We start from the raw sequence: 24,097 nt of genomic DNA, 5'->3' as shown, positions 1-24,097 counted from the left end.
TGGCAAGGGAGCCCGCTTCGCGAATTCGCCCCCCACATTCCAAGGATCATCGCCTTTGGCCAATCCCGAGCTGGGCTCCAAACAAGTCTGCCCTAACTGCCAAGCGAAATTCTACGACCTCACCAAGCGTCCGGCGCACTGTCCGAAGTGCGAGACCGAGTTCGACCCTGACGAGGCCGTCCGTAACCGCCGCGTCCGGGCCCGGTCCGCCGCGCCTGAGCCCGAGGCCGACGAGGAACGCGAAGATCAGGTCGCGGCCGGCGCCGACGCGGACGAGGAAGAGGAAGAAGAAGTCGTCACGCCCGAGCTCGACGAGGTGATCGACGATCCGGTCCTGGCCGCCGACGACGAGGACGTCGCCGAACCGGGCCCGGCCGTCTCTGAGGACCTGGGCGAGTTCGCCGACGAAGAAGAGGTTGAGGACGACGCCGACGTACCCTTCCTGGAGGAGGATGAGGACGACGATTTCGACGATTCCGAGATCGAAGGCCTGCCCGACGAAGGGGACGTCGACGACCGTTAGAGCGCCCGCGGCGAAATACCCCGCCCCCATTTCCGAAAAAGAAAATGGCCGGGGTTGATCGCGTCAGGGTGTTTGAATAGGTTCCGCGCCTTCCTGGGCCGCAAGGCATCCCGGAAGACCCGAGACCTCGGGGCTATAGCTCAGCTGGTAGAGCGCTTGAATGGCATTCAAGAGGTCAGCGGTTCGACTCCGCTTAGCTCCACCATGGACCCCCCGCCGCTGAACGGCGGGGGGTCGTCCTCCTTCTAAAACAACGGTCTAGATGGAAGGGCCATCATTGGGTCCCGCACGGATCCAGACTTCGCGCCAAATCCGTTCGCCGTGCCTGAGCGGGTATCGGCTTTCCGCCCTGCTGAATCATCGCCATTCCCCCTACGACTGGAAGAGGCGGCTGTACTGGTCCTCGTGCCAGGCGCTGGCGATAGCGAGGGCCTGGCCGGTCGCGCCTATCTCGTCGTCGGGGAGGGACAAGGCGTATGCCGCGGCGGAGGCGATCGGCTCGACTGCGGCGATCATGATCCTCTGGGCTGCCGTCTGCCCCAAAGGGACCAGCCGAACGGCCGCCATCGCCTGACCCTCCACATAGGCCCACAGCAGGCCAAGCAGTGCTTCGAACCGCGCGATTTCCCAGAAGCCTGCGGCGATGGCGAACGCAGCCGGATATGTGCGCACCCAGGCCTGTGCCTCGACAGCCAACGGCGCGCCAAGCTCGACGAGCAGCCGCAGGAGCGCCTCGCCGAGACGGCGATCCTCGGCCTGCAACTCCCGGCTTTCCCTTCCGGCGGCAAGCCGGGCGTCGGCCAACAGGAACTGATCCACGTCGCCCGCCTGAAGGGCGTCCGCCATGCGACAGAACATGGCTCCGTCGAGCGCGGCGAAGTTCGAGCGCAGCGTCCCGAGAATCCAAGCCTGGGCGGCCGCCTCGTCAGGGACCCAGCCTGCATGGACCGCCGCCTCGAGGCCGCGCGAATAGGAAAAACTCCCTACCGGCAGGCTGAGGCTCACCAGTCGAAACAGATGCAGAAGTGGCCCGGGATCCTGAACCGTCCCGGTCGCGTCGTTCGCCATCCCTACGAGTTCACAGCGCTCTTGGCGCGGTCAGTCCGCGACAGGCCGCCGTTGGCCAGGATGAACTCCACGACGGCGTCGACGCCGGCCGAGCGCGAAAGGTCGGTGAAGACGAACGGGCGATCTCCCCGCATGCGCTGGGCGTCGGACCGCATCACGCCCAGGTCCACGCCGACGTAGGGCGCAAGATCGCTCTTGTTGATCACCAGCAGGTCCGAACGGGTGATGGCCGGCCCGCCCTTCCGAGGGATCTCCTCGCCCTGGCAAACGGAGATCACGTAGATCGAGAGATCCGCAAGATCAGGCGAGAAGGTCGCGGCGAGATTGTCGCCCCCCGATTCAATGAAGACCATCGCAAGGTCGGCGAACCGTCGGTTCATTTCGGCGATCGCCTGAAGATTGATCGAGGCGTCCTCGCGGATCGCCGTGTGGGGACAGCCACCGGTCTCGACGCCCATGATGCGGGCCTCCGGCAGCGCCTGCCGCCGGGCGAGGAAGAGCGCATCCTCCTTGGTGTAGATGTCGTTGGTGACCACCGCGATCGAGAAGTCGTCGCGGAGCGCGATGCACAGTTTCTCGGTCAGGGTCGTCTTGCCGGAGCCGACAGGGCCGCCGATGCCTACGCGAAGCGGGCCGTAGTGGGTCGTCATGGCTGATGCCCCGTGCCGTGATGATGGTGATGGTCGTGGTCGTGATGGTCGTGGCGGTGATCCGCAGCCGCGCGGCCGTGATCAGGGTCGGCGCTGGGCCCGTGGCCCGAGTAGGCGCCGCGCACGGGCCTGAACGTCTCAGTCACGTCGAGCACCTGCGCGCCCAGGCCCTCAAGCATCGCTCGGATGACATGATCGCGTAGGATCAGGATGCGGTGAGCCGAGATCTCGGCCGCCAGATGCCGGTTCCCGATATGCCAGGCCAGTTCGGCGAGGTGCACCGGGTCACGGGCCCTGACCTCGCACAGCTCTTCCACAGCCGCCTCGATGGCGACGACGCCGCCACCGTCCAGCAGCAGCGCGTCGCCGGCCGTCAGCATCACCGGTTCTGCCAGGTCGACCAGGACCGTCCCACCGTCGGCCAGCCTGATCACCTTGCGGCGCAGGTGGCGTTCGTCATGCTGAAGCACCGCTGTCGCCACTGGTCGAGCGGTTGCGCCGTCCGTATGCGCCCGCAGGATTCCAGTTGCGCGGAGCATGTCGACACCTCCAGACAGTTAAGCTTCCTGCTCCAATCGATAATTGTAACCAAGCTGGTCCATGTCGATGGTTAACAACCGCCGGTTATCTGCGTGACATTGAGGGCTCCATAGTCCGATACTATGGTTGAAACGCCAATACTGATTGACAGGGAGGCGATTGCGGCCCTGCCACTCCAGGCGGAGTTGCGATGTCTATCAGTGATTTCCCTGAGGGCGTGCGCGACGTTGACCCACCACCAAGGGCTTCAACCCCTAGCTGGCCTGCAGAGCTGGAATTGTGGTTTGAACCCCGGCGCGACCTGACTTGTCTGGCCCACCGCAGACACACAGGCCCGCTTGTGGTCCAGAGCCCGTTTCATCCCGAAGGTGACGGAACGGCCCATGTGTACATCTTGCATCCGCCGGGCGGAGTCGCCGGTGGCGACAGTCTGGAAATCGTCTGTCACGTCGAGGCGGGAGCGCGAGCTTTGCTGACCACGCCGGGCGCAACGAAGTTCTACCGCAGCGGAGGCGGCGCGAGCCGGCAGAGCACCACCATCGACGTGGGTCGCCGCGGAATCTGCGAACACCTGCCGCAGGAGACTATCGTCTTCGATGGGGCTGACGCTTCGATCGAAACGCGGGTCGACCTGGCGCCGGACGCCACCTACGTCGGCTGGGAATTTACCAGTCTGGGCCGGCCGGCCGCAGGCGAAGCCTTTTCGAAGGGCTCCATGCGTCAACGTGTGCAGGTGGTCCGGGGCGGCCGCCCGATCTGGTACGATCGTCTTGCCCTCACGGGCGGATCGCCGCTATCAGCCGCCTCCTTCGCGTTCGCCGCAAAGCCGATCTTCGGCGTGATGATCTACGCGGGCCCGATGATCGAGGACCTCGCCGATCGGATCCGCGCGGCGACCGGCCCCCTCGCGGCTGTGGGCGCCTTCGCCGCAAGCCAGCTCGAGGACGTGGTGGCGTGTCGATACCTGGGCGCGAGCATGTCGGAGGCCAAGGGCCTGTTCCTCCGCGCCTGGGAAGTCCTGCGGGAAGTCGGGCTGGGGAAGCCCGCGATCAGGCCGCGCATCTGGTCAACTTGATGAGGATGAGGCGATGGAGCTTCTGCCGCGTGAGAAAGACAAGCTTCTCCTGTTCACGGCAGCCCTGCTGGCGGAACGACGCAAAGCGCGCGGGGTGAAACTGAACTATCCCGAAGCCGTCGCCTACATCTCGGCCGCAGTCCTTGAGGGCGCGCGGGACGGCAAGACAGTTGCGGAACTGATGTCTTACGGCGCGACCCTGCTGACGCGTGACGACGTCATGGAGGGCGTTCCGGAGATGATCTACGACATCCAGGTCGAAGCGACGTTCCCCGACGGTACAAAGCTCGTAACTGTTCACAACGTCATTCCGTGAGGCGGTCATGAAGCCCGGCGAATACTTCATCGAGGATGGTGAAATCGAAATCAACGCCGGCCGTGAGAAGCTGGAGCTCAAGGTTTCGAACTCAGGCGACCGGCCGATCCAGGTGGGATCGCACTACCACTTCTATGAGACGAACGAGGCGCTGGTCTTTGACCGGGACAAGGCGCGCGGCTTCCGCCTCGACATCCCGGCCGGAACCGCCGTGCGGATCGAGCCGGGCCAGGACCGCAACGTCAAGCTCGTGGCGCTCGACGGCGACCGCAAGGTCTACGGGTTCAACGCCAAGGTCATGGGCAAGCTTTAGGGGCGACCAATGACGACGATCCCACGCTCGAACTACGCAACCCTCTACGGCCCGACAAAGGGCGACCGGGTGCGTCTCGCCGACACCGACCTGATCATCGAGATCGAGGAGGATCACACGATCTACGGCGAGGAGGTGACCTTTGGCGGCGGCAAGGTCATCCGCGATGGCATGGGACAGGGCCAGCGTGCGGCCTCCGAGGTCGCCGACCTCGTCATCACCAATGCGGTCATCATCGACCACTGGGGCATCGTCAAAGCGGACATCGGCGTCAAAGACGGCCGCATCACGGGCATCGGCAAGGCCGGGAACCCGGACATCCAACCTGGCGTGACCATCGTCATCGGGCCGGCGACGGACGTTATCGCCGGCGAAGGCGCCATCGTGACGGCCGGCGGCGTCGACACCCACATCCACTTCATCTCCCCGCAACAGGCCGAAGAGGCGCTGTCCAGCGGCACGACCACGCTCGTGGGTGGCGGCGCAGGCCCGACGGTCGGCACTCTGGCGACGACGGTCTCGGCCGGCCCCTGGACGATCCATCGGATGCTGGAGGCCGCCGATGCGCTTCCCATCAACATAGGCCTGCTCGGCAAGGGCAATGCGAGCCTGCCCGAGGGGCTTCGCGAGCAGGTAAAGGCCGGCGCCGTCGGCCTGAAGCTGCACGAGGACTGGGGAACGACGCCGGCTGCGATCGACAACTGCCTGACCGTGGCCGACGAAATGGACATCCAGGTCGCCCTTCACACCGACACGCTCAACGAAAGCGGCTTCGTGAAGAACTCGTTCGCCGCGATGAAGGGGCGGACGATCCACAGCTTCCACACCGAGGGCGCGGGCGGCGGCCACGCCCCCGACATCATCACGGCGGCAGGCGAGGAAAACATCCTGCCTTCCTCGACGAATCCGACCCGGCCCTACACCATCAACACGGTCGACGAGCACCTCGACATGCTGATGGTGTGCCACCACCTCAGCCCGCAGATTCCAGAGGACGTGGCCTTCGCCGAGTCGCGGATCCGCAAGGAGACGATCGCGGCGGAGGACATCCTGCACGACCTCGGCATCCTCTCGATGATGTCGTCGGACTCGCAGGCCATGGGCCGCATCGGCGAGATGACGCTGCGCACCTGGCAGACCGCGCACAAGATGAAGGCACAGCGTGGAGCGCTCCCCGAAGACAGCGCGCGCAACGACAATTTCCGCGTCAAGCGCTACGTGGCCAAGTACACGATCAACCCTGCCATCACGCATGGCTTCGCAAACCACATCGGCTCGATCGAAGTCGGTAAGCGGGCGGATCTGGTCGTCTGGAAGCCGGCATTCTTCGGCGTGAAGCCGAAGCTCGTGGTCGTCGGCGGCATGATCGCGACGGCGCCGATGGGCGATCCGAACGCGTCGATCTCCACGCCGCAGCCTGTGCACTTCCGGCCGATGTATGGCCTGTTCGGTCGAGCCCTCGCCTCCACCGGGGTGACCTTCGTCTCAAAGGCCGCCCTCGACGACGGGATCGGCGAGAAGCTGAAGCTTGCCAAGAACCTCGCCGCCGTTGGCGGAATTCGCGCGCTGCGCAAGAAGGACATGATCCACAACGGTTTCACACCGAAGCTCGAGGTCGATCCGCAGACCTATGAGGTGCGCGTGGACGGCAAGCCCATCACCTGCGAACCGGCGAAAGAGCTGCCGATGGCCCAGCGTTACTTCCTGTTCTGAACAGCGGCGGGCATCGGCGCCTTGAGCTGCACAAGGCCTCGGACCTGGCGCACGAGGTTTCCGGATGGATACGAAACGGTTTCCCGACGATTCGCTCTTACGCTTCCCCGAGTGGGTGCTGCGCGGGATCGGGCAGGTGGTGTTCCAGAACAACCCCTTCAGCGGCCTTGTGATCCTGGCCGCGATCCTCTTCAATTCCTGGATCTACTTCGCGATCTGCCTGCTGGGCGCAATCGTGTCGACGGCCACGGCGATGGTGCTACGCGCCGACCGTGCGCTCGTGTCCAGCGGGCTGTTCGGCTTCAACGGCGCCCTGGTCGGGCTGTCGCTCGTGGCCTTCACCAGCGAGAACTTCCGGACCGGCGCAGCGCCCTCGCCGTTCATGCTGGCGTACATCATCTTCGCCGCGGCGATGACCTCTGTGGTCTTCTCTGCGATCGGCGCGCTCCTGCAGCCCTACAGGGTGGCGGCGCTGACAGCGCCGTTCGTGCTGGTGGGATGGCTGTTCCTGTTCGCCGTTCTGCGGTTCGCCAACATTGAAAGCGGGCCGCTGACGAAGCCGGTATCGCCCGATGAGTACGTGCAGACGACCCAATACCTGCTGCCGACCTGGTACATGGGCTTCGGCAACGCCATCGGACAGATATTCTTCCAGGACAACTGGATCACCGGCTACGCCATCGTCGTGGGCATCGCCGTAAACTCACGCATCTCGGCGGCGATGGCCCTGATCGGCGCGGTCCTGGCGGCCGGGGTCGCCGCCCTCTTCGGCGGCCCGGAAGGCGCCATCCGCGACGGCCTGTTCGGCTACAACGCGGCCCTTACGGCGATCGCGCTGGGCGGCTTCTTCCTCGTGGTGAGCTGGCCCAGCTTCTTGTACGCACTCTTCGGCGTCGTCGTGACGACGTGGCTCTGGGCTTCGATCGCGGTGTTCCTCGAGCCGATCGCCATGCCCGTGCTGACCTCCACGTTCGTGCTGGTGACCTGGCTGATGCTCCTGGCGGCGCCCGGCTTCAGGTCGCTCATCCCCGTGCCCCCCGCTGAGGCCACGACGCCAGAAGACAACCGCAAACGCGTGCTCCGCGGCCCTGCCCTGCAGGCCGCCTGATGTCGACAGAACCAGACAGCCCGCCACAGAACTCGATCGGAGGACCAGCGTGAGTTTGATCGGAATACTCGTCGCCCTGGCGCTCCTGATGTGGCTGGCCTACCGGGGCTGGAGCGTATTGCTTGTCGCGCCGCTCGCGAGCCTGGTCGCAGCCTGGATGTCGGGCGACGTGTTCCTGGCCCAATGGACGCAGATCTTCATGCCCGGCGCGGCCGGGTTCTTCACGCGGTGGTTCCCGATATTCCTGCTCGGCGGGCTTTTCGGGAAGCTGATGAACGACAGCGGCTCGATCACCGCCATCGCCAACTTCCTGACCGAGCGGCTCGGGACCAAGAGGACCATGCTCGCCGTGGTGATCGCCTCGGCCATCATCACCTACGGCGGCGTCAGCGTCTTCGTGGCGTTCTTCGTCCTTGTCCCCATGGCCCAGCGGATGTTCCAGGCGGCCGACATTCCGCGCCGCCTGCTGCCCGCGACGATCGGCCTGGGCGCCTTCACCTTCACGATGTCGGCGATGCCGGGAACGCCATCGGTCAACAACGCCATCCCGATGCCCTACTTCGGCACCACGACGTTCGCCGCGCCCGGCCTCGGGCTAATCGCCTCGGCGATCACCCTGGCCTTTGGCCTCTGGTGGCTCAACCACGTGGAGAGAGCCGCGCGGCGCGCAGGCGAGGGATTCGGCGCGACGGCTGACGAAGGGCCCGTCGAGATCGACCAGAAGCTGCGTGAGCAGGCGGCGCACAACAGCGATTTCGACCCGGAAGAGCTGCACCACGGTAAAGCCGCAGAGAACCTGCCGCCGGTTTTCGTCGCGGCCTTGCCCCTGGTTCTGGTGATCATCGTGAACTTCCTGATGTCGCTGGTGGTCCTGCCGAGGCTGGATTTCTCATTTCTCGAGCGGCCGGAATGGGGCTCATCCAGTTTCCAGGCGGTCGGCGGCATCTGGTCCGTGATCCTGGCGCTTACGGCGGCCAACATCGCCGTCATCGTCGGCAACTTCCGGCGCCTCCCCTCGCTTCGGGAGAGCCTCGAAGCGGGCGCGAACTCCTCCGTGCTCCCTGTCCTGATGATTTCCAGTCTCGTCGGCTTCGGGGCGGTGGTCGCGAGCCTCCCCGCCTTCGCCGCCGTCAGCGATCTGGTCGTAGGCATGCCCGGCGGGCCTTTGATCTCCCTCACCGTATCGATGAACATCCTCGCGGCCCTGACCGGGACGGCTTCGGGCGGCATGGCGATCGCCCTCAACGCCCTGGGCGGGCACTTCCTCGAGCTTGCGCATACCTACGGGATCGATCCCGGCCTCATGCATCGCGTGACGACAATCAGCGCCGGCACGCTCGATGCGCTTCCGCACAACGGTACGGTTCTGCTGTTGCTTCAGATCAGCAAGCTCACCCACGGTGAGAGCTATATGGACATGTTCATGACGGTGATCGTCGGAGTCATCATTTCACTGGTCGCCGTCCTGATCCTCGGATCCTTCTTCGGATCGTTCTGAGCGTGCCAACCTCACTCATCCTGCTGGGGTTCCTCGCCGGAATGGGGCATGCGCTGGAGCCGGATCACCTGGCCGCCGTGGGGGCGCTCGCGACCGGCAAGAGTTCGCGGCGCGCCATGGTGCTGCGCGGCGCGGCGTGGGGACTGGGGCACACGATCACCCTCTTCCTGATCTGTTCAGCCGTGATCCTGCTTGGGATGGCGCTGTCCAACCGAACGGCGGCGCGACTGGAAAGCGCGGTCGGGCTGATGCTGGTGTTGCTGGGCGGCGAAGTGCTGTTCCGCCTGCGCCGAGCGAGGGTGCATTTCCATGTCCACGACCACGCTGACGGCGAGCGGCATTTTCACGCCCATAGCCACCTGGGCGAGGCTGCGCCCCACGCTGCGAACCCACACGGGCACGCGCACCGGCGCGAGTTTCCGCTGAAAGCGCTCGCCGTCGGACTGATGCACGGCGCGGCCGGCTCGGCAGGCCTACTCGCGCTAGCGCTCGCTTCGGCGCCCGATCGTGGGCTGGCGAGCATCTACGTTCTGCTGTTCGGGCTGGGCTCCATGGTCGGTATGGCCTCGCTGAGCTTCATCGCGTCCTGGCCCCTACGGGCGGCCGAGCGCTATGCGACATGGCTCCATCGTGGCCTCTCGCTCGCCGTGGCCTCCCTCGGGATCGGGCTGGGCGTTCGCGCACTGATGGCCAATGCCCAATTGGCGTGGGGCGGCTGATCTCTCCCGTCTTGGCCCCGGCTGACATCCACATCGGCATTCGTTACTGAACGGGGCATGGTGAACCGCAGCGAGGTCTCGCATGCACAAGGGATCCTGCCTTTGTGGCGCAATCACTTTCGAGGTTGAGGGCGAGCTGTCAGGACCCGACGCCTGCCACTGCAGCATGTGCCGGAAACACTCCGGGCACGTCTTCGCCTCCACCGATGCGCCAAAATCCGCCGTTACCATCCACGGCGAAGACGCTGTCACCTGGCACCAGTCGTCCGAGAAGGTGCGCCGAGGCTTTTGCTCGATCTGCGGCTCGTCCTTGTTTTGGGACCCGATTTTCCGGGACTGGATCGGCATCGCCATGGGGGCGCTCGACACGCCGAGCAAGACGCACCTGGCGGTGCATATCTTCGTGGCCGACAAGGGGGACTACTACGACATCTGCGACGGCGTGAAGCAGTACGAAGGCGCACCAAGCCGATGACGCACGGGACACGGCCAGCGGATGACTGTCGATCCCGGCCGCAGCGAGGGTGTCGGCCGAGCCACATTGCGGGCGGCGTGGGATCACGCCTGCGGAACCGGACGCATCGGCAGGGATTTGACGAATGGAAGCCACACCTTGTCGGGGAGGCGGCGGGATGAATCGGGTGACGTGGGCGGGGGCCCTGGCCGCGAGCGCCCTGCTGGCGGATTGCACCGCCTCCGCCGAGGAAGTCTCCCCCCCAGGAGGCATCACGGTCTTCGGCTGGTATCTCAGCAGCGCGCGCGTCGGCGCAGGTGTCGAGCCCGACTACCTTGGCTCCAAGGACTATCGGTTCGCGCCCAGTGGCGCCATCAGCTTCGCCAGAAAAGGCTCCGTCTCGACCTGGGGGGCCCCGGACGATGGTTACAGCATCGGCCTGGTCGGCAACGGGGTTCTGTCCGCAGGCGTAGTCACCCGCTGGGTCTCCGGACGCGGCGACGACCATGAACTGCGCGGCTTGGACAAGATCGACGGGACGGTCGAGGCGGGCGGGTTCGTCGACTTGTGGCCGGCCGAGTGGCTGCGTGTCCGCGGCGAGGTGCGCCATGGCATCGGCGGTCACGACAGCTGGACAGGGGACCTGGGAGCCGACGCGGTCGCACGGATGGGATCGTGGGTGTTGTCGGCGGGGCCGCGCCTCTCCTGGGCGGATGACAGGTTCACCCGCACCTACTTCGAGGTCACGCCGATTGAAGCGTCCCGCAGCCCGTTCGGCATCCAGCCCTTCGCCGCGGGAGGGTCATTCTGGTCCCCCGGCGTGCTGGCGAGTGCGGAATACCGAGTGAGCCGCGACTGGAAGGTCAGCGTCTTCGGCGTATATCACCGACTGACAGGCGATGCGGCGGACAGCCCGCTCGTCTCGAACCTCGGCTCCAAGGACCAGTTTGGCGCCACTATCAGCCTGCGCTACGCGTTCGTCCCCTGAAGGCCGCCCTGCGGCTATGCAACGCGCCGGCGTCGTGAATGACATATGGGCGTTACACCCCGCCGCGATCGCGCCGCTTTTCGGTCTAACGTCACCGTGACGGAGACCGGAGGACGCATGCCTCGTCTACTGAACCTCGTGTGCGTCTTGGCGGCGGCCCTGCCGGCCGCAGGGCTCGCTGCGGCAGCCCCGGAGTCCGAGTACGACCGCAACCTGATCTCGGTTGTCACGCTTGGCCGTCACGGACCTTTTCCGACTGCGAATTGCCTGATCTGGGCAAATGCCGAGGATTTCGGCGTAGGCCCCGGGCAACTCGGCGGAATGCATGGCTTGACCATGAATATCAATCTGCAGCCCCTCCCAAGCGAAGGCGCGAAGCCCACATCGTTCGCCGCGGGATTTGCCGAAATGAAGGCCCGCTTCCCGACCGCGCCGGCCTGGATACTCGCGGCGATCGAAAAGAACCGGCCGGCTATCGAAGCGGCGTGCGCGCAGGATCACCCGACACCATTCAAGGTCTACGCAATCTCCCGGCGAGAGTAGATCGATCGCGCTGGCGAGACCGCCCTTGTCGCGATCGCCGCGGGTTCGGCTAGGATGACCGTGATGAAAGCCAAGCTCGCCCCCCTCTGCTGCGCGCTGTCAATCCTGGCGCAGGCCGCCTGCGACGAGGCCAAGCCGCGTCACACGCCCCCGGACCCCTTCGCCACGGCTCCGTCGCAGCCCGCGGCGGCCCCCAGCGAGGGCCTCTCCAAAGGACTGGCCAAGCGGTCCGAATTGGCCGGCTTCGCGCTTGACCACATCGGCGCGGCGAGCGACCCGCTGAACAGGCAGCCGGCCGAAACGCCCGGCTACCTGCCGACCCGGCTTGACGGCTTCGGTTTCGATCCGGTGGCCAAGACGCCCGGCAAGGGTGTCGACGTGGTGGTGGACGGCAAGGCCTATGGCGCGGCCTACGGCAAGCCCCGCAAAGACGTCGCCAACAATATGAACAAGCGCTCGCTCGTGAATACCGGCTTCACCACCACGCTCCCGGCTGAAGCGCTGCCCGCGGGCCCGCATACCGCCGTGGTCAGGGTCGTGGCCGCCGACGGCAAGGGCTTCTTCGAAAGCCCGCCGATCCGCTTCGAGGTCAAATAGCCACGGCGCGCGGCCCACATTGAAAATGACGCCGCCGCCACCCAAATAAGTCCCTGTCCGGTCGAACCGCGCCGCTTCTGGGCGGTTCGACCGGAGAGTCGCTTTCGACAAGGACTCTATTGGGATGAACAGGTCGGTGATTTTCGACAGCCCGTTTCTTTTGGGCTTCGAACACACTCGCAGTCTAATCGAGCGCGCCGCCAAGGCGGCGGCTGAAAGCTATCCGCCCTACAATGTGGAGGATCGCGGCGAGGGTGGGATTCGCATCACCCTGGCGGTTGCTGGCTTTACGCCCGAGCAGCTGGAGGTGAGCGTCGAAGACCGGCAGCTGACGGTCATGGGCCGGCGCGACGGAAACGCCGCCCCGACCGACGACGCCTTTCTGCATCGTGGCATAGCCGCGCGCGGGTTCATTCGCAGCTTTGTCCTGGCCGACGGCATGGTGGTGGACGAGGCCAGCCTCGAACACGGCCTGTTGCACATAGATCTTAGCCGGCCCGAGCCTGAAAAACGGGTGCTCAAGGTGCCCATTCGCACTCGTGCCTAAGGAAAGACCCTAGTGTTCCAAAAAAGAGACGGTCGGATGTCCGACGTCTCAGTAACGGAACGGCCGGCGAACCGGCGACCGTTCCAGAACGTTGAGTTTTATGGAGGTGGTCATGATGACGCCTGTTCTTTCGACGGAAGCTTTTGCGGCGCTGGGCGCACCGAACCTGGTCTATGTACGGCCGGTGAGCGGAGCCGAGATTCTCGCCAGCGTCCCGTCTGCTCAAGTCGAGGGCTTTGAACTTAGCCCCAACCAGACCCTCTATGCGGTGCATCGCGCCGATGGCGAACGCCTCGCCGTACTGACCGATCGGGATTCGGCGGTCGCCGCAGCCTTGGCGCACGAACTGGCGCCGGTCTCGGTGCACTAAAGGCGCACTGCCGTCAGGCGAAGTGGCCTGATCGCCGAATCGCGCCCCTAAGCTGTCGACCCGGAATTCAGGGATCAGATCGGACGGATCTGATCCCGCCAGGGTCTGGAGCGCAGATCTCTCACGTCTTCGGGAGCCAAGCCTACGCCGCGGAAGACCGGGTGACCTGGATTGGGTCCTGTACGAGGAGCGCATGCAGGGCGTCGGCGGTGCGAGCCTGGCGCAGTTGCTGGCGCAACTCGGACTGACGCAGGATACGCGAAACCCGCGCCAGCGCCCTTAGGTGCTCTACCCCGGTAGCTTCCTTCGGCGCGAATAGCGCGAAGATCAGATCGACCGGCTGGTCGTCCACGGCGTCGAACTCCACCGCATGGTCAAGGCGCACGAAGACCCCCCGCAGGCGGTCGAGGCCCTCCACGCGCGCGTGCGGCGCCGCCACGCCGTGACCGACACCGGTGGATCCGGCCTGTTCGCGATCGGTCAGGGCGTCCAGCACGTCGCCGACGTCGAGCCCGAAGTTGCGGGCCGCTATCTCGGCGATGACGGCTAGGGCCTGACGCTTGTTGGCCGCACTCACCCGCAGGGCGATCGCGTTGCGATCAAGTAGGTCGCCAATCTGCATCGTTCTCAAATAGCTCGCACTCGTGCGGCCCGTCCCCCTGACGGCCGCCCTGAACGGTGTACGAAGCGTCTCTAGGCTTCGCCGGTTCCTTCCGATGCGGCCCCATTAGCCTTGGTGCGTCGGGGGTCGATCCAGCCGATATTGCCGTCGGGCCGGCGATATACCACGGACAATCCGCCGTGCGCTGCGTTCCTGAACACGATTGTTTGAGATTCGGTCAGGTCAAGTTCCATCACTGCCATCGAGACGGTCATGATCTCGATCGGAGTCTCGGTCTCGGCGATCACCATGGGCTCAGGAAAATTCTTGTCGCCAGCGTCAGGCGCTTCCTCGTCCTCGTCCTCTTCGGGCGCCTGGATCACGTAGTAGGCAGCGGTCTCTGCCTGGCGCGCCAGCGCTTGGGTGTGGTGGTCCTTCAGCCGGTTCTTGTAGCGGCGGATGCGTTTTTGCATCTTCGCGATGGCGGAATCGAAGGCGAGGTGCGCATCGCCGCCGACGCCCTGGGTGGTGAGCTGCTGGCCGGACGCCAGGGTGACGGCGCAGTCCACCTTGAAGGAGTGGCCCTCGCGGCTGACTACGACGTCCGCGCCGCCGCCGCCACGATCGAAATATTTGCCGATGCTGGAGGAGATTTCGTCGGAGACCCGCGTACGCAGGGCCTCACCGACGTCGACTTGCTTGCCGGTGACTTGGACTTGCATGAGGCGATCAACGCTCCCTGGTGGATAAGGTGTCAAGCGAAGGACAGGGCCTCCAGGGCCTGGACCGCAATGCGGGCGATCAAATTCGCGGCAAGGACGGGCACGCCGCCGCTCAGCGCCGCCGGCATGTAGCCAGCCGGCGCCAGGACGCCATCGCGCTGAATGAGCGCGAGGGACAGTACGCTGAGCGAGGCGGCGGGAAGCATGTTGCCGAGCGGGATGGCGAGCGCCCAGGCCCCGAAGAAAAGCAGGCGCGGTTGCGATAGGGCCTCGGCCCGCTCGAGCCAGCCCAGCGCTCGGGTCAGGACGCGGCGCAGGTCGGTGATGGCGATGGTCTGGGCCCGGATCTGCGCCGGCAGCCACGGCGAGCGCGAACCGACCGTAAGCTGGGGCGCCGGCGGCATGAGAGGCGCTCCGAAGACGGTTGTCGCGCCCGGCGGCAAAGGTAGGACGCAGGCGAGGCCGAACACGAGAAGCAGGGCTCCCATGGCGCGGACCCCAAAACGCTCCATCAATTCACCCGCCGATATTGCAGGCGCCGCCTGCTCGAATATATCCCGCAGAACCTCGGAGAGCGGTTTGCCGGTGATGGGGGGGGTCGGCAGGCATGACGCGTCTGACGGCTAGGGTGCGGGGCTTCCAGTTCGCCTCATACCTGCCGCGGTCCGCAAGCAGACCCCAGAGAACACACTAGAAGGGGACACTTGTTGCCTGAGGGGACTGACGAAATTCGCCCTACGCAGTTTCCTTCAGCCGCCTGCGCCGCTCAACGGAGGATGGAATTCGCATGGCTTCGCGGTACTTTGCGACCGTGCGCCGGGCGATATCGACGCCGGCTTCCTTGAGGATGTCGACGATCGAGTCGTCGGAGTGGACCTCGCGCTCGTCGACTTCGGTATCGATCAGTTGGCGAATCTTGTGGCGAACGCTCTCGGCGGAATGGGCCTCGCCGCCTTCGGTCGCCTGGATCGCCGAAGTGAAGAAGAACTTCATCTCGAAGACGCCGCGCGGGGTCGCCAGGTACTTGTTCGAAGTGACCCGGCTTACCGTGGATTCATGCATGCCGATGGCCTCGGCGACGGTCTTCAGGTTCAGCGGCCGCAAATGCTCGACGCCGTAGGCGAGGAAGGCGTCCTGCTGGCGAACGATCTCCGAGGACACCTTGAGGATCGTCTTTGCGCGCTGATCAAGACTTTTGACGAGCCAACTCGCCTGGGCGGCGCAATCGGCGACGAAGGTCTTCTCCTGGTCCGTGCGCGCCGAGGCGCTGACCCGCGCATGATAGCGCTGGTCGACCAGCAGGCGCGGCAGAGTCTCCGAGTTCAGCTCCACGTGCCACAGGCCGCCCAGACCCTCGCGCACATAGACGTCGGGCACCACGGCCTGCACCGGCTCGCCGCCGAAGGCCGCGCCCGGCCGCGGGGTAAGCGCACGCAGCTCGGCCACCATCTCACGCAGGTCTTCTTCATCTACGCCGCAGGCGCGCCTGAGCGCCGGCATGTCGCGTTTCGCGAGCAGTTGCAGGTTGTCCAGCAGCGCCGCCATCGCCGGATCGAAGCGGTTGCGGTCCTTGAGCTGGATCATCAGGCATTCACTGAGCGAGCGGGCGCATACCCCCACCGGCTCGAAGCCCTGCAGGACAGCCAGAACGCGCTCGAGGAGGTCTTCGCCGCAGCCCAGGCGCTCGGCGAGCTCGGGAATTTCGGCGCGAAGGTAGCCGCCCTCGTCGACCGCATCGATCAGCACGCTGGCGGCCGCCGCCTCCGCGCCCTTGAGCCCGGCGGCGGCGAGCTGATCGTGCAAGTGCTCGTTCAGGGTCTTATCGCGGGTGAGCGCACCCTCCAGGCCGTCCAGGTCGCCCTCGAAAGACCCGCCGCTTCGGCTGGCCTTGGACCAGTCGACAGAGGCGCCCGCTTCAGCCGCGCCCGCGTCGTGTTCCGCATCGCCCGTGACGCGCTCACCCGGCGAGGCCTCGTCGTGGGCGGTGTCCAGCTCGGCCCGGGCGCCTGCGTCGTCCATTCGGTCGGCGGAGACGTCGCCCGCGATTTCGGCGGGCGCCTCGGGGGCCGGCTCGGGATCGTTTTCGTCACGCTGGAGCAGCGGATTGCGTTCCAGCTCGGCGTCGACGAAGGCCTCGAGCTCGAGATTCGACAACTGCAGCAGCTTGATGGCCTGCTGCAGCTGCGGCGTGATGACCAGACCCTGGCCCTGCCGAATCTCTAATCGCGCGCTGAGCGCCAAAACCGTCCCCTTGGCCTGTTTCTTGCTGGGGACCTTAGCCGTGGGAACGCGACCGATTCGTTAATCGCAAACGATCTCGAGCCCTCGCGCGATCTTCGATTGGCTCACAGCGTCGCTTGCGTCACCATGGGCTGTCAGCAGGCTGGCAGGAAGCTCAATGAGACGCGCAGACCGGCTCTTCCAGATCATCCAGGTGCTGCGCCGCAATCGCCGACCGGTGACCGCCGAGGCGATGGCGGCCGAGCTTGAGACCTCCAAGCGCACCGTCTATCGCGACATCGCAGACCTGATGGGCCAACGGGTGCCGATTCGCGGCGAGGCCGGCGTGGGTTACGTCCTTGACGGCGGCTTCGACCTGCCGCCGCTGATGCTGACACCCGACGAGATCGAAGCCGCTGTGCTGGGCGCGCAGTGGGTGGCCGGGCGCGGCGACCCGGCCCTGGCGCGCGCCGCACTGGATCTGATCGCCAAGATCGGAGCGACGGTCCCGGAGCACTTGCGCCCGCTGGCCCTGGAGCCGGCCACGCGCGCCTCGCCGCGCTGGAACGTCGCGCCAGATGGCCTCGATATGGCGCAGGTGCGCCATGCCATTCACGCCGGCCGCAAGATCACCATGACCTATCGGGACGAGCACGAGCGTATCAGCCACCGGACCGTCTGGCCGTTCGCCGTCGGCTACCATGAGACTGTCCGGCTGATGATCACCTGGTGCGAGCTGCGCACCGACTTCCGCAGCTTCCGCACCGACCGGGTCGCCGCCGCCGAATTCCTCGAAGACCGCTACCCCGAGCGGCCGGCGGCGCTCAGGGCCCGCTGGCGCAAGCTGATGCAGGAACAGGCGGAACTACGCCGAGCCGAGCGCTCGATCGTTCACGGTTCCGATCAGTCGCCAGATCAGGCGAATGTGTCGCCCAGGTAAACGCGGCGGACTTCCGGGTCGTCGACGATCTCATCAGGACGGCCCTCGAACAGCACCTCACCTGCGTGGATGATCGAAGCCCGGTCGATGATATCGAGCGTCTCGCGCACGTTGTGGTCGGTGATCAGGATGCCGATTCCGCGCCCCTTCAGATAGGCGATCACATCGCGGATGTCGGCGATGGCCAAAGGGTCGATGCCGGCGAAGGGCTCGTCGAGCAGCATGAAGGAAGGCTCGGAGGCCAGCGCACGGGCGATCTCCACACGCCGCCGTTCGCCACCCGAGAGCGAGATGGCCGGCGCGTTACGAAGATGCTCGATGTGCAACTCCTCCAGGAGCTCGGTGACGATGCCGCGCGCGCGCTTCTTGTCTCGCTCGCGCAGCTCCACCACCGCCATGACGTTCTCCCCCACGCTCATGCCGCGGAAGATCGATGTCTCCTGCGGCAGGTAGCCGACACCCATGCGGGCGCGCTGGTACATCGGTTGGGCGGTAATATTCTCACCGTCGAGGTAGATGGCGCCGTAGTCAGCCGGGATGAGGCCGGTGATCATATAGAAGCAGGTGGTCTTGCCTGCGCCGTTGGGGCCAAGCAGGCCAGCGACCTCGCCGCGCCCCAGCCGCAGTGAGACGCCTTTCACCACCGGTCGGCCGCGGAACGACTTGCCGATGCTGTCCACCACCAAGCCTTCACCGGCTAGGCCTGGACGGATGTCGAAGCGTTCCGGCTTCAAGAGATTCACCTGCTTTTCGACCGACGCTATTTTTTGGGTCCGCCGGCCTTAGATGGCGCCTGGCCCTCCTTGGTCGACGTCGTTTGGCTCGGGTAGAACACCCCGCGCGGGCGATCCTTGGCGTCGCGCCCCTTCGCGCCGCCGATCATCTGGCCCTCGCCAGTCTGGGTGTTGAACACCATGCGATCGCCACGCAGTACGCTCTGCCCTTTCACCGCCACCACGTCACCGGTCATGGTGATGGTCGTTGAATCCGCTTCGTAGACGGCCTTGTTTGAGCGGACCTTCTGGTCGCCGGTCACGTAGTAGACGGACCCCTCGGCTTCCATGCGCTCGAGGTCGCCGCAGCCGCTCGACTGACCGCCAGGTTTCGCAACGCCCTGCTTGTTGAACATGTGCAGGACGTCGGCGCGCAGCCGTGCGGTGTCCTGCAGCGCTTCGGCGTTACCACGCCAGATGGCCTCGCAGCTCGAGTTGTGCGTCTCGAGCTCATCCGCGGTCACGTCGACCGGGGCCTTCGAGTTGGCGGCGATCTGCGCGCCAGCGGGCGCCGCGCTCGCGAGGACTGCCGCTAGGGCGGCCATGGGAACCAGGCTCTTCATCGGCTTGTCAGCCTCACTTCGAATTATTCAGGCGGGTGTGAACGCCGCCTCTGAAGACTGCGCGATCCCCCTTGTCGTAGACGCCATAGGACTTCGCATCGATTTCTCCAAGCGACCCGGCGCCATGAATAGGACCTGAACCGGCCAGTTCGCCGGTCCGGGTGTCGAACAGCGATTCGTCGGTGTCGAAAGCCCCACGGGCCCCGGCGAGACGGACACCGCCGCTCACGAACAACTTGCGAGTGTCCTCGTGATAGACGCCCTTTGCTGCGTTTACGCGCACCGGGTCAGCTCCATCCTTGTCGAGCACCAGGACGGGCCTGTCGAGATAGACCTTCTGATAGTCCTGTTCGTCGCGGGTAGCGGTCACCGCCACGAGCACAAATGGCCGGCCGCGGTCGTCGCGACCGACGAAGCGCGGGTTCACCAGCCGGATCGGGGCGTTGGATGGGCCCACATGTGCAGGCTGAGAGGTGAAGGTGTTGTAGGCCACGGTCGCCGCCAACCCGGCGACGATCAGCCCGATCAAGCCCGGCAGCACCATGCGCAGCACCCGGATAACCCGCGAGCGACGGCGCCAACGCAGTATCGACTCCCGCCGCGCGGGGACGGGGATCAAGGATATATCGGAGGCCGACACCATTGTCGCCTTCAGGTGTGGGCGAAGATGTCGACGTCTTCCCACCCAGCGACGTCCAGGAGGGCGCGTTGAGGCAGGAATTCGAAGCAGGCTCGCGCCAGATTGTCGCGGCGCTCGCGGACCAGCATCTCGTCGAGCCGGGTGCGCAGCGCGTGAAGGTGCAGCACGTCGGACGCGGCGTAGGACACTTGCTCTTCGCTGAGCTTCGGCGCGCCCCAGTCGGAGCTTTGCTGGGCCTTGGAGAGATCGACGCCGATCAGCTCTTTTGTAAGGTCCTTCAGACCATGCCGGTCGGTGTAGGTCCGCGCCAGCTTTGAAGCGATCTTCGTGCAGTAAACCGGGGCAGTCACCACTCCAAGGTGCAACCAGAACATGGCGATATCAAAGCGGCCGAAGTGAAAGATCTTGGTGACTGAGGGGTCGGTGAGCAGGCGTTTAAGATTGGGCGCGTCGTAGCTCGACCGGTCGAGCCGCACCACGTGGGCGTCGCCCTGTCCGTCGGACAGTTGCACCACGCAGAGCGGGTCGCGCCCCAGGCGCAGCCCCATGGTTTCCGAATCGATGGCGACTGAGCTCGCCCCGACCAGCGCATCGGCCGGCAGGTCGCCCTCATGCACGTAGGTAGTCACCTTTTTCACGCCGCTCCGCCTAGCCCCATCCCGTCCTCACTATAGAGAGTCGGATGGCGCCTAAGTAAGTACCGGAGAAGCTCTGCCAATAGCCTTCGCCGAGGAAGGCATTTACGCCACACCCCGCGCCCGACTGCTCCGCGACGAGGCCCGCTTCGCGCAGCCACAGCGAAAGCCTGGAAAATCTAGAATAAACTATTGTTTTTATACTGAATTCTAAAGCTCAGAACACGACGGCCCCGCTCGCTCGTCACGCCCTGACCCGAGATCTTCACGACTCGCCCTATATCCTGGGTCGGTGAAAACGGCTCGACCGCCAGGAACAACTGGGTACGACGAGGTCGCTTCGGCGCTCCTAGCCACCCGCCTCTGTTTTGATAAGGTTCACCGCCACGTTCTCCACCTTCTTCCGCCTCGACCGGCGCGTATCCTCGACGTCGGCTCCGGACCGGGTCACGACGCAGCGACGCTTGCGACACGCGGGCACTCAGTGGTCGCCGTCGAACCGACCGCCAAACTTCGCGACGGCGCCAGAAACCTCTACGCCGAACTTCCAATCGAGTGGGTCGACGACAGCCTGCCCGCGCTGGGCCACCTCTGCGCCATGCGGCCGGCTCCCTTCGACTTCATTCTGGTGGAGGGCGTGTGGGCCCACCTGACCCAGGCGGAGCGAAGGCAAGCCTACCCCGTTCTCGCGGCGCTCCTGGGCGATCACGGTGTGCTTGCGATCTCTTTGAGGCATGGGCCCGCCGCGCCGGGCAGGATCACCCACCCGGTCACCGCCACTGAGGCCATCGCGCTTGCCGAAGTCTCCGGGTTGAGCACCCTGGTGGAGGTTGAAACCGGCTCGATCCAGGCGGTCAACACCGCCAACGGCGTGACTTGGACGCGGATGGCGTTTCGGCGATCATGCTGATCGGCTCGACACCCAACGCCCATCAACGGGGAACTCCAGCCGCCCCTGGGCGACATCCAGAGGATGATGCGGGGCGGCGTGAGGGTCTCAAGTCGTCCGACTTGCCCCGTGTGGGCCGGACGTGCGCACCGGGAAGTCGGAAAACCTGAGAAGACTCAATCAGTTCAGCGCCATCCCCACGGATGGTGCCCAGGAAAGGACTCGAACCTTCACGGCCGTTAAGCCACTGGCACCTGAAGCCAGCGCGTCTACCAATTCCGCCACCTGGGCCCGATCCGTCGGATCGCGCGAGCCGGCTTCCTTAAAGCCCCGCCCCGCCCTGGTCAACGGCTCGTCGGAGAACTCGGGAGCGACGGATTGCAGCGGCAGGCGGCATCGTCTATCCGCAGGCCATGGAGAACCTCGTCACCGTCTTTGGCGGATCCGGATTCGTCGGCGCCCAAGCTGTGCGCCAGCTCGCCAAGGCCGGTTGGCGGATCCGCGTGGCGGTGCGCAATCCCGCCGCTGCCTACGCCATGCGCCTGCACGGTGACGTGGGCCAGATCGATATCGTCCAGGCCAACGTCCGCAACGAACCCTCTCTGCGGCGCGCGCTGTCCGGGGCGACCGTTGCGGTGAACCTGGTCGCGGTCGCGCGCGAGGCCGGCCGCCAGGGGTTCCAGGCGCTGCACGTGATGGGCGCGCGCAACGTCGCGACAGCCGCCCGGGCCGAGGGTGTCACGCGCGTGGTGCAGATGTCGGCGCTGGGTGCGGACCCAAATTCGGAGTCGAAATACGCCCGCACCAAGGCCGAGGGCGAGGCCGCCGTTCGCGAGATTTTTCCCGACGCCGTGGTCCTGCGCCCGTCCGTCGTGTTCGGCCCTGGGGACAGGTTCTTCAACCGCTTCGCGGCCATGGCGCAGGTGAGCCCGGCCCTACCCCTGGTCGGCGGCGGTCACACCCGCTTTCAGCCGGTGTTCGTGGGCGACGTTGGCAACGCGATCTCGCGGACGGTCGGCGCGCCGGAGGCGGCTGGACAGACCTATGAACTCGGTGGCCCGGCCAAGTTCACCTTCCGCCAATTGATGGAATTGATGCTGGCGGAGATCGGTAAACGACGGATCCTGGCGCCGATCCCTTGGCCGGCCGCAAGCGTGCTCGGCGCGCTGGGGGATCTTGCAGGGGCGCTGATCGAACCCCCCATCACTGCCGACCAGGTGATCCTGCTCCGGACCGACAACGTCGTGAGCGGAGCCCGCCCAGGGCTCGCTGACCTGGGGATCACGCCCACGACGCTGGAAGCCGTGCTGCCCAGCTACCTCTATCGCTACCGCAAGGGCGGCCAGTACGCCGATCAGGAAGACCGCGAACTCGCGGCGATCTAATCCACCTGGGGCGCTAGCCCCGCATAAGCAGCGCCAGCCCAATGCCGCCGATGGCGATGCGCAGCCAGCCGAAGGGCGCAAGCCCCCGGCGGGTGATGATGGCGAGCATGGCGCGGATCACGACCAGGGCCACGAGGAAAGAGACGACGAAGCCGATCGCTACGAGGCTGATGTTGGCCGAGCCGAGCTGATCGCGGCTCTTCCAGGCATCGACCGCGAAAGCCCCGGCCATGGTGGGGATCGCCAGGAAGAATGAGAACTCCGCGGCGGCCCGTTTCTCCACCCCCATCAGCATGGAGCCGACGATGGTGGCGCCGGAGCGCGAGACGCCGGGAACCATCGCCAGGCACTGGAAGAAGCCGATGGCCAGCGACGTGCCCAGCGGCAGCGCCATGGAGTCCTGCCGGGTTGGATGCGGGGCGAAGCGGTCGATCAGCAGCAGGACCACGCCACCCAGGATCAACGAGGTGCAGATCACCCGCGGACTCTCGAACAGCACATGTTTGATCACGTCATGGAACAGCAAGCCGAGTACGGCGGCGGGCACGAAGGCGACGATAACGCTGAGTGCAAAGCGCCGGGCCCGCGGGTCGGAAGGCAGGCGCAGAACCACCCCCCACAGTCGGCTGAAATAGAGCACCACAACCGCCAGGATCGCGCCCAGCTGGATCAGCACGTTGAAGGTGTCCCAGAACGGGCCCGTCAGGCCCATGGCCTGCTTGCTCAGGAGCAGCATGCCGGTCGATGAGACCGGGATGAACTCGGTCAGTCCCTCGATGACGCCCAGGATGACGGCGTAGATCCAGTCCGACATGACGCTCCCCACAATGCGGCCCCGACCGCGGTTTTTCAGGAATGGGCAACTATGGTGAAGAAGCGGTTTATCAGCCTTTCCCCTCGCCGCTACTCGTGACGCCGTATATCCCTGTGATGCGAGGGGCATTGAGGTTGAAACGATGACGTCGGCGGAAGTCCGCCAGCCGGATTTGAGCGCCGAGGTGCTTGCGGCCCTGGTGCGTGGTGACCGGAGCGGCGCGATGGCGCTGGTGCTCGAGGCGGAGCGCGCGGCTCCGCAGGACGTCGGGCTCAAGCTGCAGCGAGCCATGGTGAGCCGCGCCCTGGGCGACCTTGCAGGTGCGCTCCTGGCTCTCGACGACGCGCTGGCCCTGGACCCGTACGACTTTGTGGCCCTGCTCTCAAAGGGCGCGCTCGTGGAGCGGAAAAGCGGCGAACGCGCGGCCTCGGCGATCTACAAGAATGCGCTTTCCATCGCCCCGCCTGACGACGAGATTCCCGAACCGCTTCGCGCGCCGACGGAGCGGGCGCGCCAGGTCGTGGCCCGCACGGCCGTCGCTCTGGAAGCGCACCTGAAGGCGCGGACCGAGGCGGTTCGCGCCGACGTGTCAGAGGCCGCGCGCCGGCGCTTCGACGAGAGCGTCGGCATCTTCTCAGGCCGCGCCCGGGTCTACCATCAAGAGCCCTTGCTGCTTCACTATCCGCGGCTGCCGGCGATCCCGTTCTACGACCGGGAGCTGTTTCCTTGGTTTGCCGAGCTGGAAGCCGCCACCGAGACCATCCGCGAGGAGCTGGAAGGCGCGCTGAAGGCGGCCAAAGACGACTTTTCGCCCTACATCGCCTATCCCAAAGGCGCGCCGGTCAATCAGTGGGGCGAGCTCAACAACTCCCGGCGATGGAGCTCGTTCTTCC

Annotated in this window: 29 protein-coding genes, 2 tRNA genes and 1 pseudogene; 19 read left to right on the top strand and 13 right to left on the bottom strand. The window is 65.7% G+C overall.

The genetic code is table 11. The annotated features are described in order from the left end of the window. A partial coding sequence (locus VGI62_RS21790) for a TIGR02300 family protein (RefSeq protein ID WP_331506692.1) occupies nucleotides 1–523 on the top strand: 523 nt, incomplete at its 5' end. 129 nt (nucleotides 524–652) lie between these two features. After that, a tRNA-Ala gene (locus VGI62_RS21785) sits at nucleotides 653–728 on the top strand. A 167-nt stretch (nucleotides 729–895) separates the two neighbouring features. Here VGI62_RS21785 and VGI62_RS21780 read toward each other — a convergent pair. The 3 genes from VGI62_RS21780 to VGI62_RS21770 are packed head-to-tail and all read right to left on the bottom strand — an operon-like array spanning nucleotide 896 to nucleotide 2,780. Further along, entirely contained in the window at nucleotides 896–1,591 is a 696-nt protein-coding gene (locus VGI62_RS21780; RefSeq protein ID WP_331506691.1) for an urease accessory protein UreF, read from the bottom strand. A 2-nt stretch (nucleotides 1,592–1,593) separates the two neighbouring features. Then, nucleotides 1,594–2,241, bottom strand: coding sequence for an urease accessory protein UreG (gene ureG / locus VGI62_RS21775; protein ID WP_331506690.1), 648 nt, complete (start codon nucleotides 2,239–2,241; stop codon nucleotides 1,594–1,596). Beyond that, the gene (locus VGI62_RS21770) at nucleotides 2,238–2,780 is read right to left on the bottom strand and encodes an urease accessory protein UreE (RefSeq protein WP_331506689.1); all 543 of its coding nucleotides are present in this window, start codon (nucleotides 2,778–2,780) and stop codon (nucleotides 2,238–2,240) included. The genes ureG and VGI62_RS21770 overlap by 4 nt, the downstream gene beginning before the upstream one ends. A 386-nt stretch (nucleotides 2,781–3,166) precedes the next feature. Between VGI62_RS21770 and VGI62_RS21765 the strand changes: the two genes are divergently transcribed. From VGI62_RS21765 to VGI62_RS21705, 13 genes are all read left to right on the top strand, one after another. Continuing rightward, on the top strand, nucleotides 3,167–3,856 hold the full coding sequence (locus tag VGI62_RS21765; RefSeq protein WP_331506688.1) for an urease accessory protein UreD: 690 nt from the start codon (nucleotides 3,167–3,169) through the stop codon (nucleotides 3,854–3,856). Between the two features lie 13 nt (nucleotides 3,857–3,869). Continuing rightward, nucleotides 3,870–4,172: an urease subunit gamma gene (gene ureA / locus VGI62_RS21760; RefSeq protein ID WP_331506687.1), complete on the top strand. Its 303-nt coding sequence runs from the start codon at nucleotides 3,870–3,872 to the stop codon at nucleotides 4,170–4,172. A gap of 7 nt (nucleotides 4,173–4,179) precedes the next feature. Continuing rightward, nucleotides 4,180–4,485, top strand: a complete 306-nt coding sequence (locus VGI62_RS21755) for an urease subunit beta (protein WP_331506686.1) — start codon at nucleotides 4,180–4,182, stop codon at nucleotides 4,483–4,485. Nucleotides 4,486–4,494: 9 nt separating this feature from the next. Then, entirely contained in the window at nucleotides 4,495–6,198 is a 1,704-nt protein-coding gene (ureC, locus tag VGI62_RS21750) for an urease subunit alpha (RefSeq protein WP_331506685.1), read from the top strand. A 64-nt stretch (nucleotides 6,199–6,262) separates the two neighbouring features. Next, a complete protein-coding gene (locus VGI62_RS21745; RefSeq protein WP_331506684.1) occupies nucleotides 6,263–7,306 on the top strand; it encodes an urea transporter in 1,044 nt (347 codons plus the stop codon). A 49-nt stretch (nucleotides 7,307–7,355) separates the two neighbouring features. Further along, on the top strand, nucleotides 7,356–8,804 hold the full coding sequence (locus VGI62_RS21740) for a GntP family permease (protein WP_331506683.1): 1,449 nt from the start codon (nucleotides 7,356–7,358) through the stop codon (nucleotides 8,802–8,804). A gap of 2 nt (nucleotides 8,805–8,806) precedes the next feature. Further along, nucleotides 8,807–9,523 (top strand): hypothetical protein, encoded by a 717-nt coding sequence (locus VGI62_RS21735; RefSeq protein ID WP_331506682.1) that lies wholly within the window; start codon nucleotides 8,807–8,809, stop codon nucleotides 9,521–9,523. A gap of 82 nt (nucleotides 9,524–9,605) precedes the next feature. After that, the gene (locus VGI62_RS21730; RefSeq protein WP_331506681.1) at nucleotides 9,606–9,998 is read left to right on the top strand and encodes a GFA family protein; all 393 of its coding nucleotides are present in this window, start codon (nucleotides 9,606–9,608) and stop codon (nucleotides 9,996–9,998) included. 157 nt (nucleotides 9,999–10,155) lie between these two features. After that, a complete protein-coding gene (locus VGI62_RS21725; RefSeq protein ID WP_331506680.1) occupies nucleotides 10,156–10,965 on the top strand; it encodes a MipA/OmpV family protein in 810 nt (269 codons plus the stop codon). A 117-nt stretch (nucleotides 10,966–11,082) separates the two neighbouring features. Beyond that, nucleotides 11,083–11,508: a hypothetical protein gene (locus VGI62_RS21720; protein ID WP_331506679.1), complete on the top strand. Its 426-nt coding sequence runs from the start codon at nucleotides 11,083–11,085 to the stop codon at nucleotides 11,506–11,508. A gap of 63 nt (nucleotides 11,509–11,571) precedes the next feature. Then, complete coding sequence (locus VGI62_RS21715) at nucleotides 11,572–12,105, top strand: hypothetical protein (protein ID WP_331506678.1); 534 nt, start codon at nucleotides 11,572–11,574, stop codon at nucleotides 12,103–12,105. Between the two features lie 124 nt (nucleotides 12,106–12,229). After that, complete coding sequence (locus VGI62_RS21710; RefSeq protein WP_331506677.1) at nucleotides 12,230–12,652, top strand: Hsp20 family protein; 423 nt, start codon at nucleotides 12,230–12,232, stop codon at nucleotides 12,650–12,652. A gap of 100 nt (nucleotides 12,653–12,752) precedes the next feature. Further along, a complete protein-coding gene (locus VGI62_RS21705; RefSeq protein ID WP_331506676.1) occupies nucleotides 12,753–13,022 on the top strand; it encodes a DUF1150 domain-containing protein in 270 nt (89 codons plus the stop codon). Nucleotides 13,023–13,164: 142 nt separating this feature from the next. Here VGI62_RS21705 and VGI62_RS21700 read toward each other — a convergent pair whose 3' ends face one another. From VGI62_RS21700 to rpoN, 4 genes are all read right to left on the bottom strand, one after another. After that, nucleotides 13,165–13,644, bottom strand: a complete 480-nt coding sequence (locus VGI62_RS21700; protein WP_331506675.1) for a PTS sugar transporter subunit IIA — start codon at nucleotides 13,642–13,644, stop codon at nucleotides 13,165–13,167. Nucleotides 13,645–13,715: 71 nt separating this feature from the next. Further along, nucleotides 13,716–14,345 (bottom strand): ribosome hibernation-promoting factor, HPF/YfiA family, encoded by a 630-nt coding sequence (hpf, locus tag VGI62_RS21695; RefSeq protein ID WP_331506674.1) that lies wholly within the window; start codon nucleotides 14,343–14,345, stop codon nucleotides 13,716–13,718. A gap of 32 nt (nucleotides 14,346–14,377) precedes the next feature. Beyond that, nucleotides 14,378–14,908: an exopolysaccharide biosynthesis protein gene (locus tag VGI62_RS21690; RefSeq protein WP_331506695.1), complete on the bottom strand. Its 531-nt coding sequence runs from the start codon at nucleotides 14,906–14,908 to the stop codon at nucleotides 14,378–14,380. A gap of 172 nt (nucleotides 14,909–15,080) precedes the next feature. Beyond that, nucleotides 15,081–16,586, bottom strand: a complete 1,506-nt coding sequence (rpoN, locus tag VGI62_RS21685; RefSeq protein WP_331506673.1) for an RNA polymerase factor sigma-54 — start codon at nucleotides 16,584–16,586, stop codon at nucleotides 15,081–15,083. A gap of 157 nt (nucleotides 16,587–16,743) precedes the next feature. Between rpoN and VGI62_RS21680 the strand changes: the two genes are divergently transcribed. Then, nucleotides 16,744–17,505 (top strand): YafY family protein, encoded by a 762-nt coding sequence (locus VGI62_RS21680; protein WP_331506672.1) that lies wholly within the window; start codon nucleotides 16,744–16,746, stop codon nucleotides 17,503–17,505. On the opposite strand, the gene lptB is transcribed toward VGI62_RS21680, so the two are convergent. Genes lptB through VGI62_RS21660 form a run of 4 tightly spaced genes read right to left on the bottom strand, consistent with a single transcriptional unit; the run spans nucleotide 17,481 to nucleotide 20,110 of the window. Then, nucleotides 17,481–18,218, bottom strand: coding sequence for an LPS export ABC transporter ATP-binding protein (gene lptB / locus VGI62_RS21675; RefSeq protein WP_331506694.1), 738 nt, complete (start codon nucleotides 18,216–18,218; stop codon nucleotides 17,481–17,483). The genes VGI62_RS21680 and lptB overlap by 25 nt on opposite strands. 47 nt (nucleotides 18,219–18,265) lie before the next feature. After that, the gene (locus VGI62_RS21670) at nucleotides 18,266–18,823 is read right to left on the bottom strand and encodes an LptA/OstA family protein (RefSeq protein ID WP_331506671.1); all 558 of its coding nucleotides are present in this window, start codon (nucleotides 18,821–18,823) and stop codon (nucleotides 18,266–18,268) included. A gap of 31 nt (nucleotides 18,824–18,854) precedes the next feature. Further along, entirely contained in the window at nucleotides 18,855–19,460 is a 606-nt protein-coding gene (lptC, locus tag VGI62_RS21665) for an LPS export ABC transporter periplasmic protein LptC (RefSeq protein WP_331506670.1), read from the bottom strand. A gap of 32 nt (nucleotides 19,461–19,492) precedes the next feature. Further along, nucleotides 19,493–20,110, bottom strand: coding sequence for a ribonuclease D (locus VGI62_RS21660; protein ID WP_331506693.1), 618 nt, complete (start codon nucleotides 20,108–20,110; stop codon nucleotides 19,493–19,495). 298 nt (nucleotides 20,111–20,408) lie between these two features. Between VGI62_RS21660 and VGI62_RS21655 the strand changes: the two genes are divergently transcribed. Then, complete coding sequence (locus VGI62_RS21655; protein WP_331506669.1) at nucleotides 20,409–21,026, top strand: class I SAM-dependent methyltransferase; 618 nt, start codon at nucleotides 20,409–20,411, stop codon at nucleotides 21,024–21,026. Nucleotides 21,027–21,209: 183 nt separating this feature from the next. Here VGI62_RS21655 and VGI62_RS21650 read toward each other — a convergent pair. Next, nucleotides 21,210–21,296: transfer RNA gene (locus VGI62_RS21650), tRNA-Leu, on the bottom strand. Between the two features lie 122 nt (nucleotides 21,297–21,418). Between VGI62_RS21650 and VGI62_RS21645 the strand changes: the two genes are divergently transcribed. Beyond that, a complete protein-coding gene (locus tag VGI62_RS21645; protein ID WP_331506668.1) occupies nucleotides 21,419–22,390 on the top strand; it encodes a complex I NDUFA9 subunit family protein in 972 nt (323 codons plus the stop codon). 13 nt (nucleotides 22,391–22,403) lie between these two features. Here the strand turns inward: VGI62_RS21645 and VGI62_RS21640 are convergent, their stop codons facing one another. Then, a complete protein-coding gene (locus VGI62_RS21640) occupies nucleotides 22,404–23,204 on the bottom strand; it encodes an undecaprenyl-diphosphate phosphatase (protein ID WP_331506667.1) in 801 nt (266 codons plus the stop codon). 142 nt (nucleotides 23,205–23,346) lie between these two features. Between VGI62_RS21640 and VGI62_RS21635 the strand changes: the two are divergent. Then, nucleotides 23,347–24,097, top strand: a pseudogene (locus VGI62_RS21635) (aspartyl beta-hydroxylase); the annotation flags it as partial.

It is taken from the genome of Phenylobacterium sp. (assembly GCF_036495085.1).
Taxonomy (GTDB): Bacteria; Pseudomonadota; Alphaproteobacteria; order Caulobacterales; family Caulobacteraceae; genus Phenylobacterium.
Note: the sequence above shows the minus strand (reverse complement) of the source record. Positions and strands in the feature narration are given on the sequence as shown.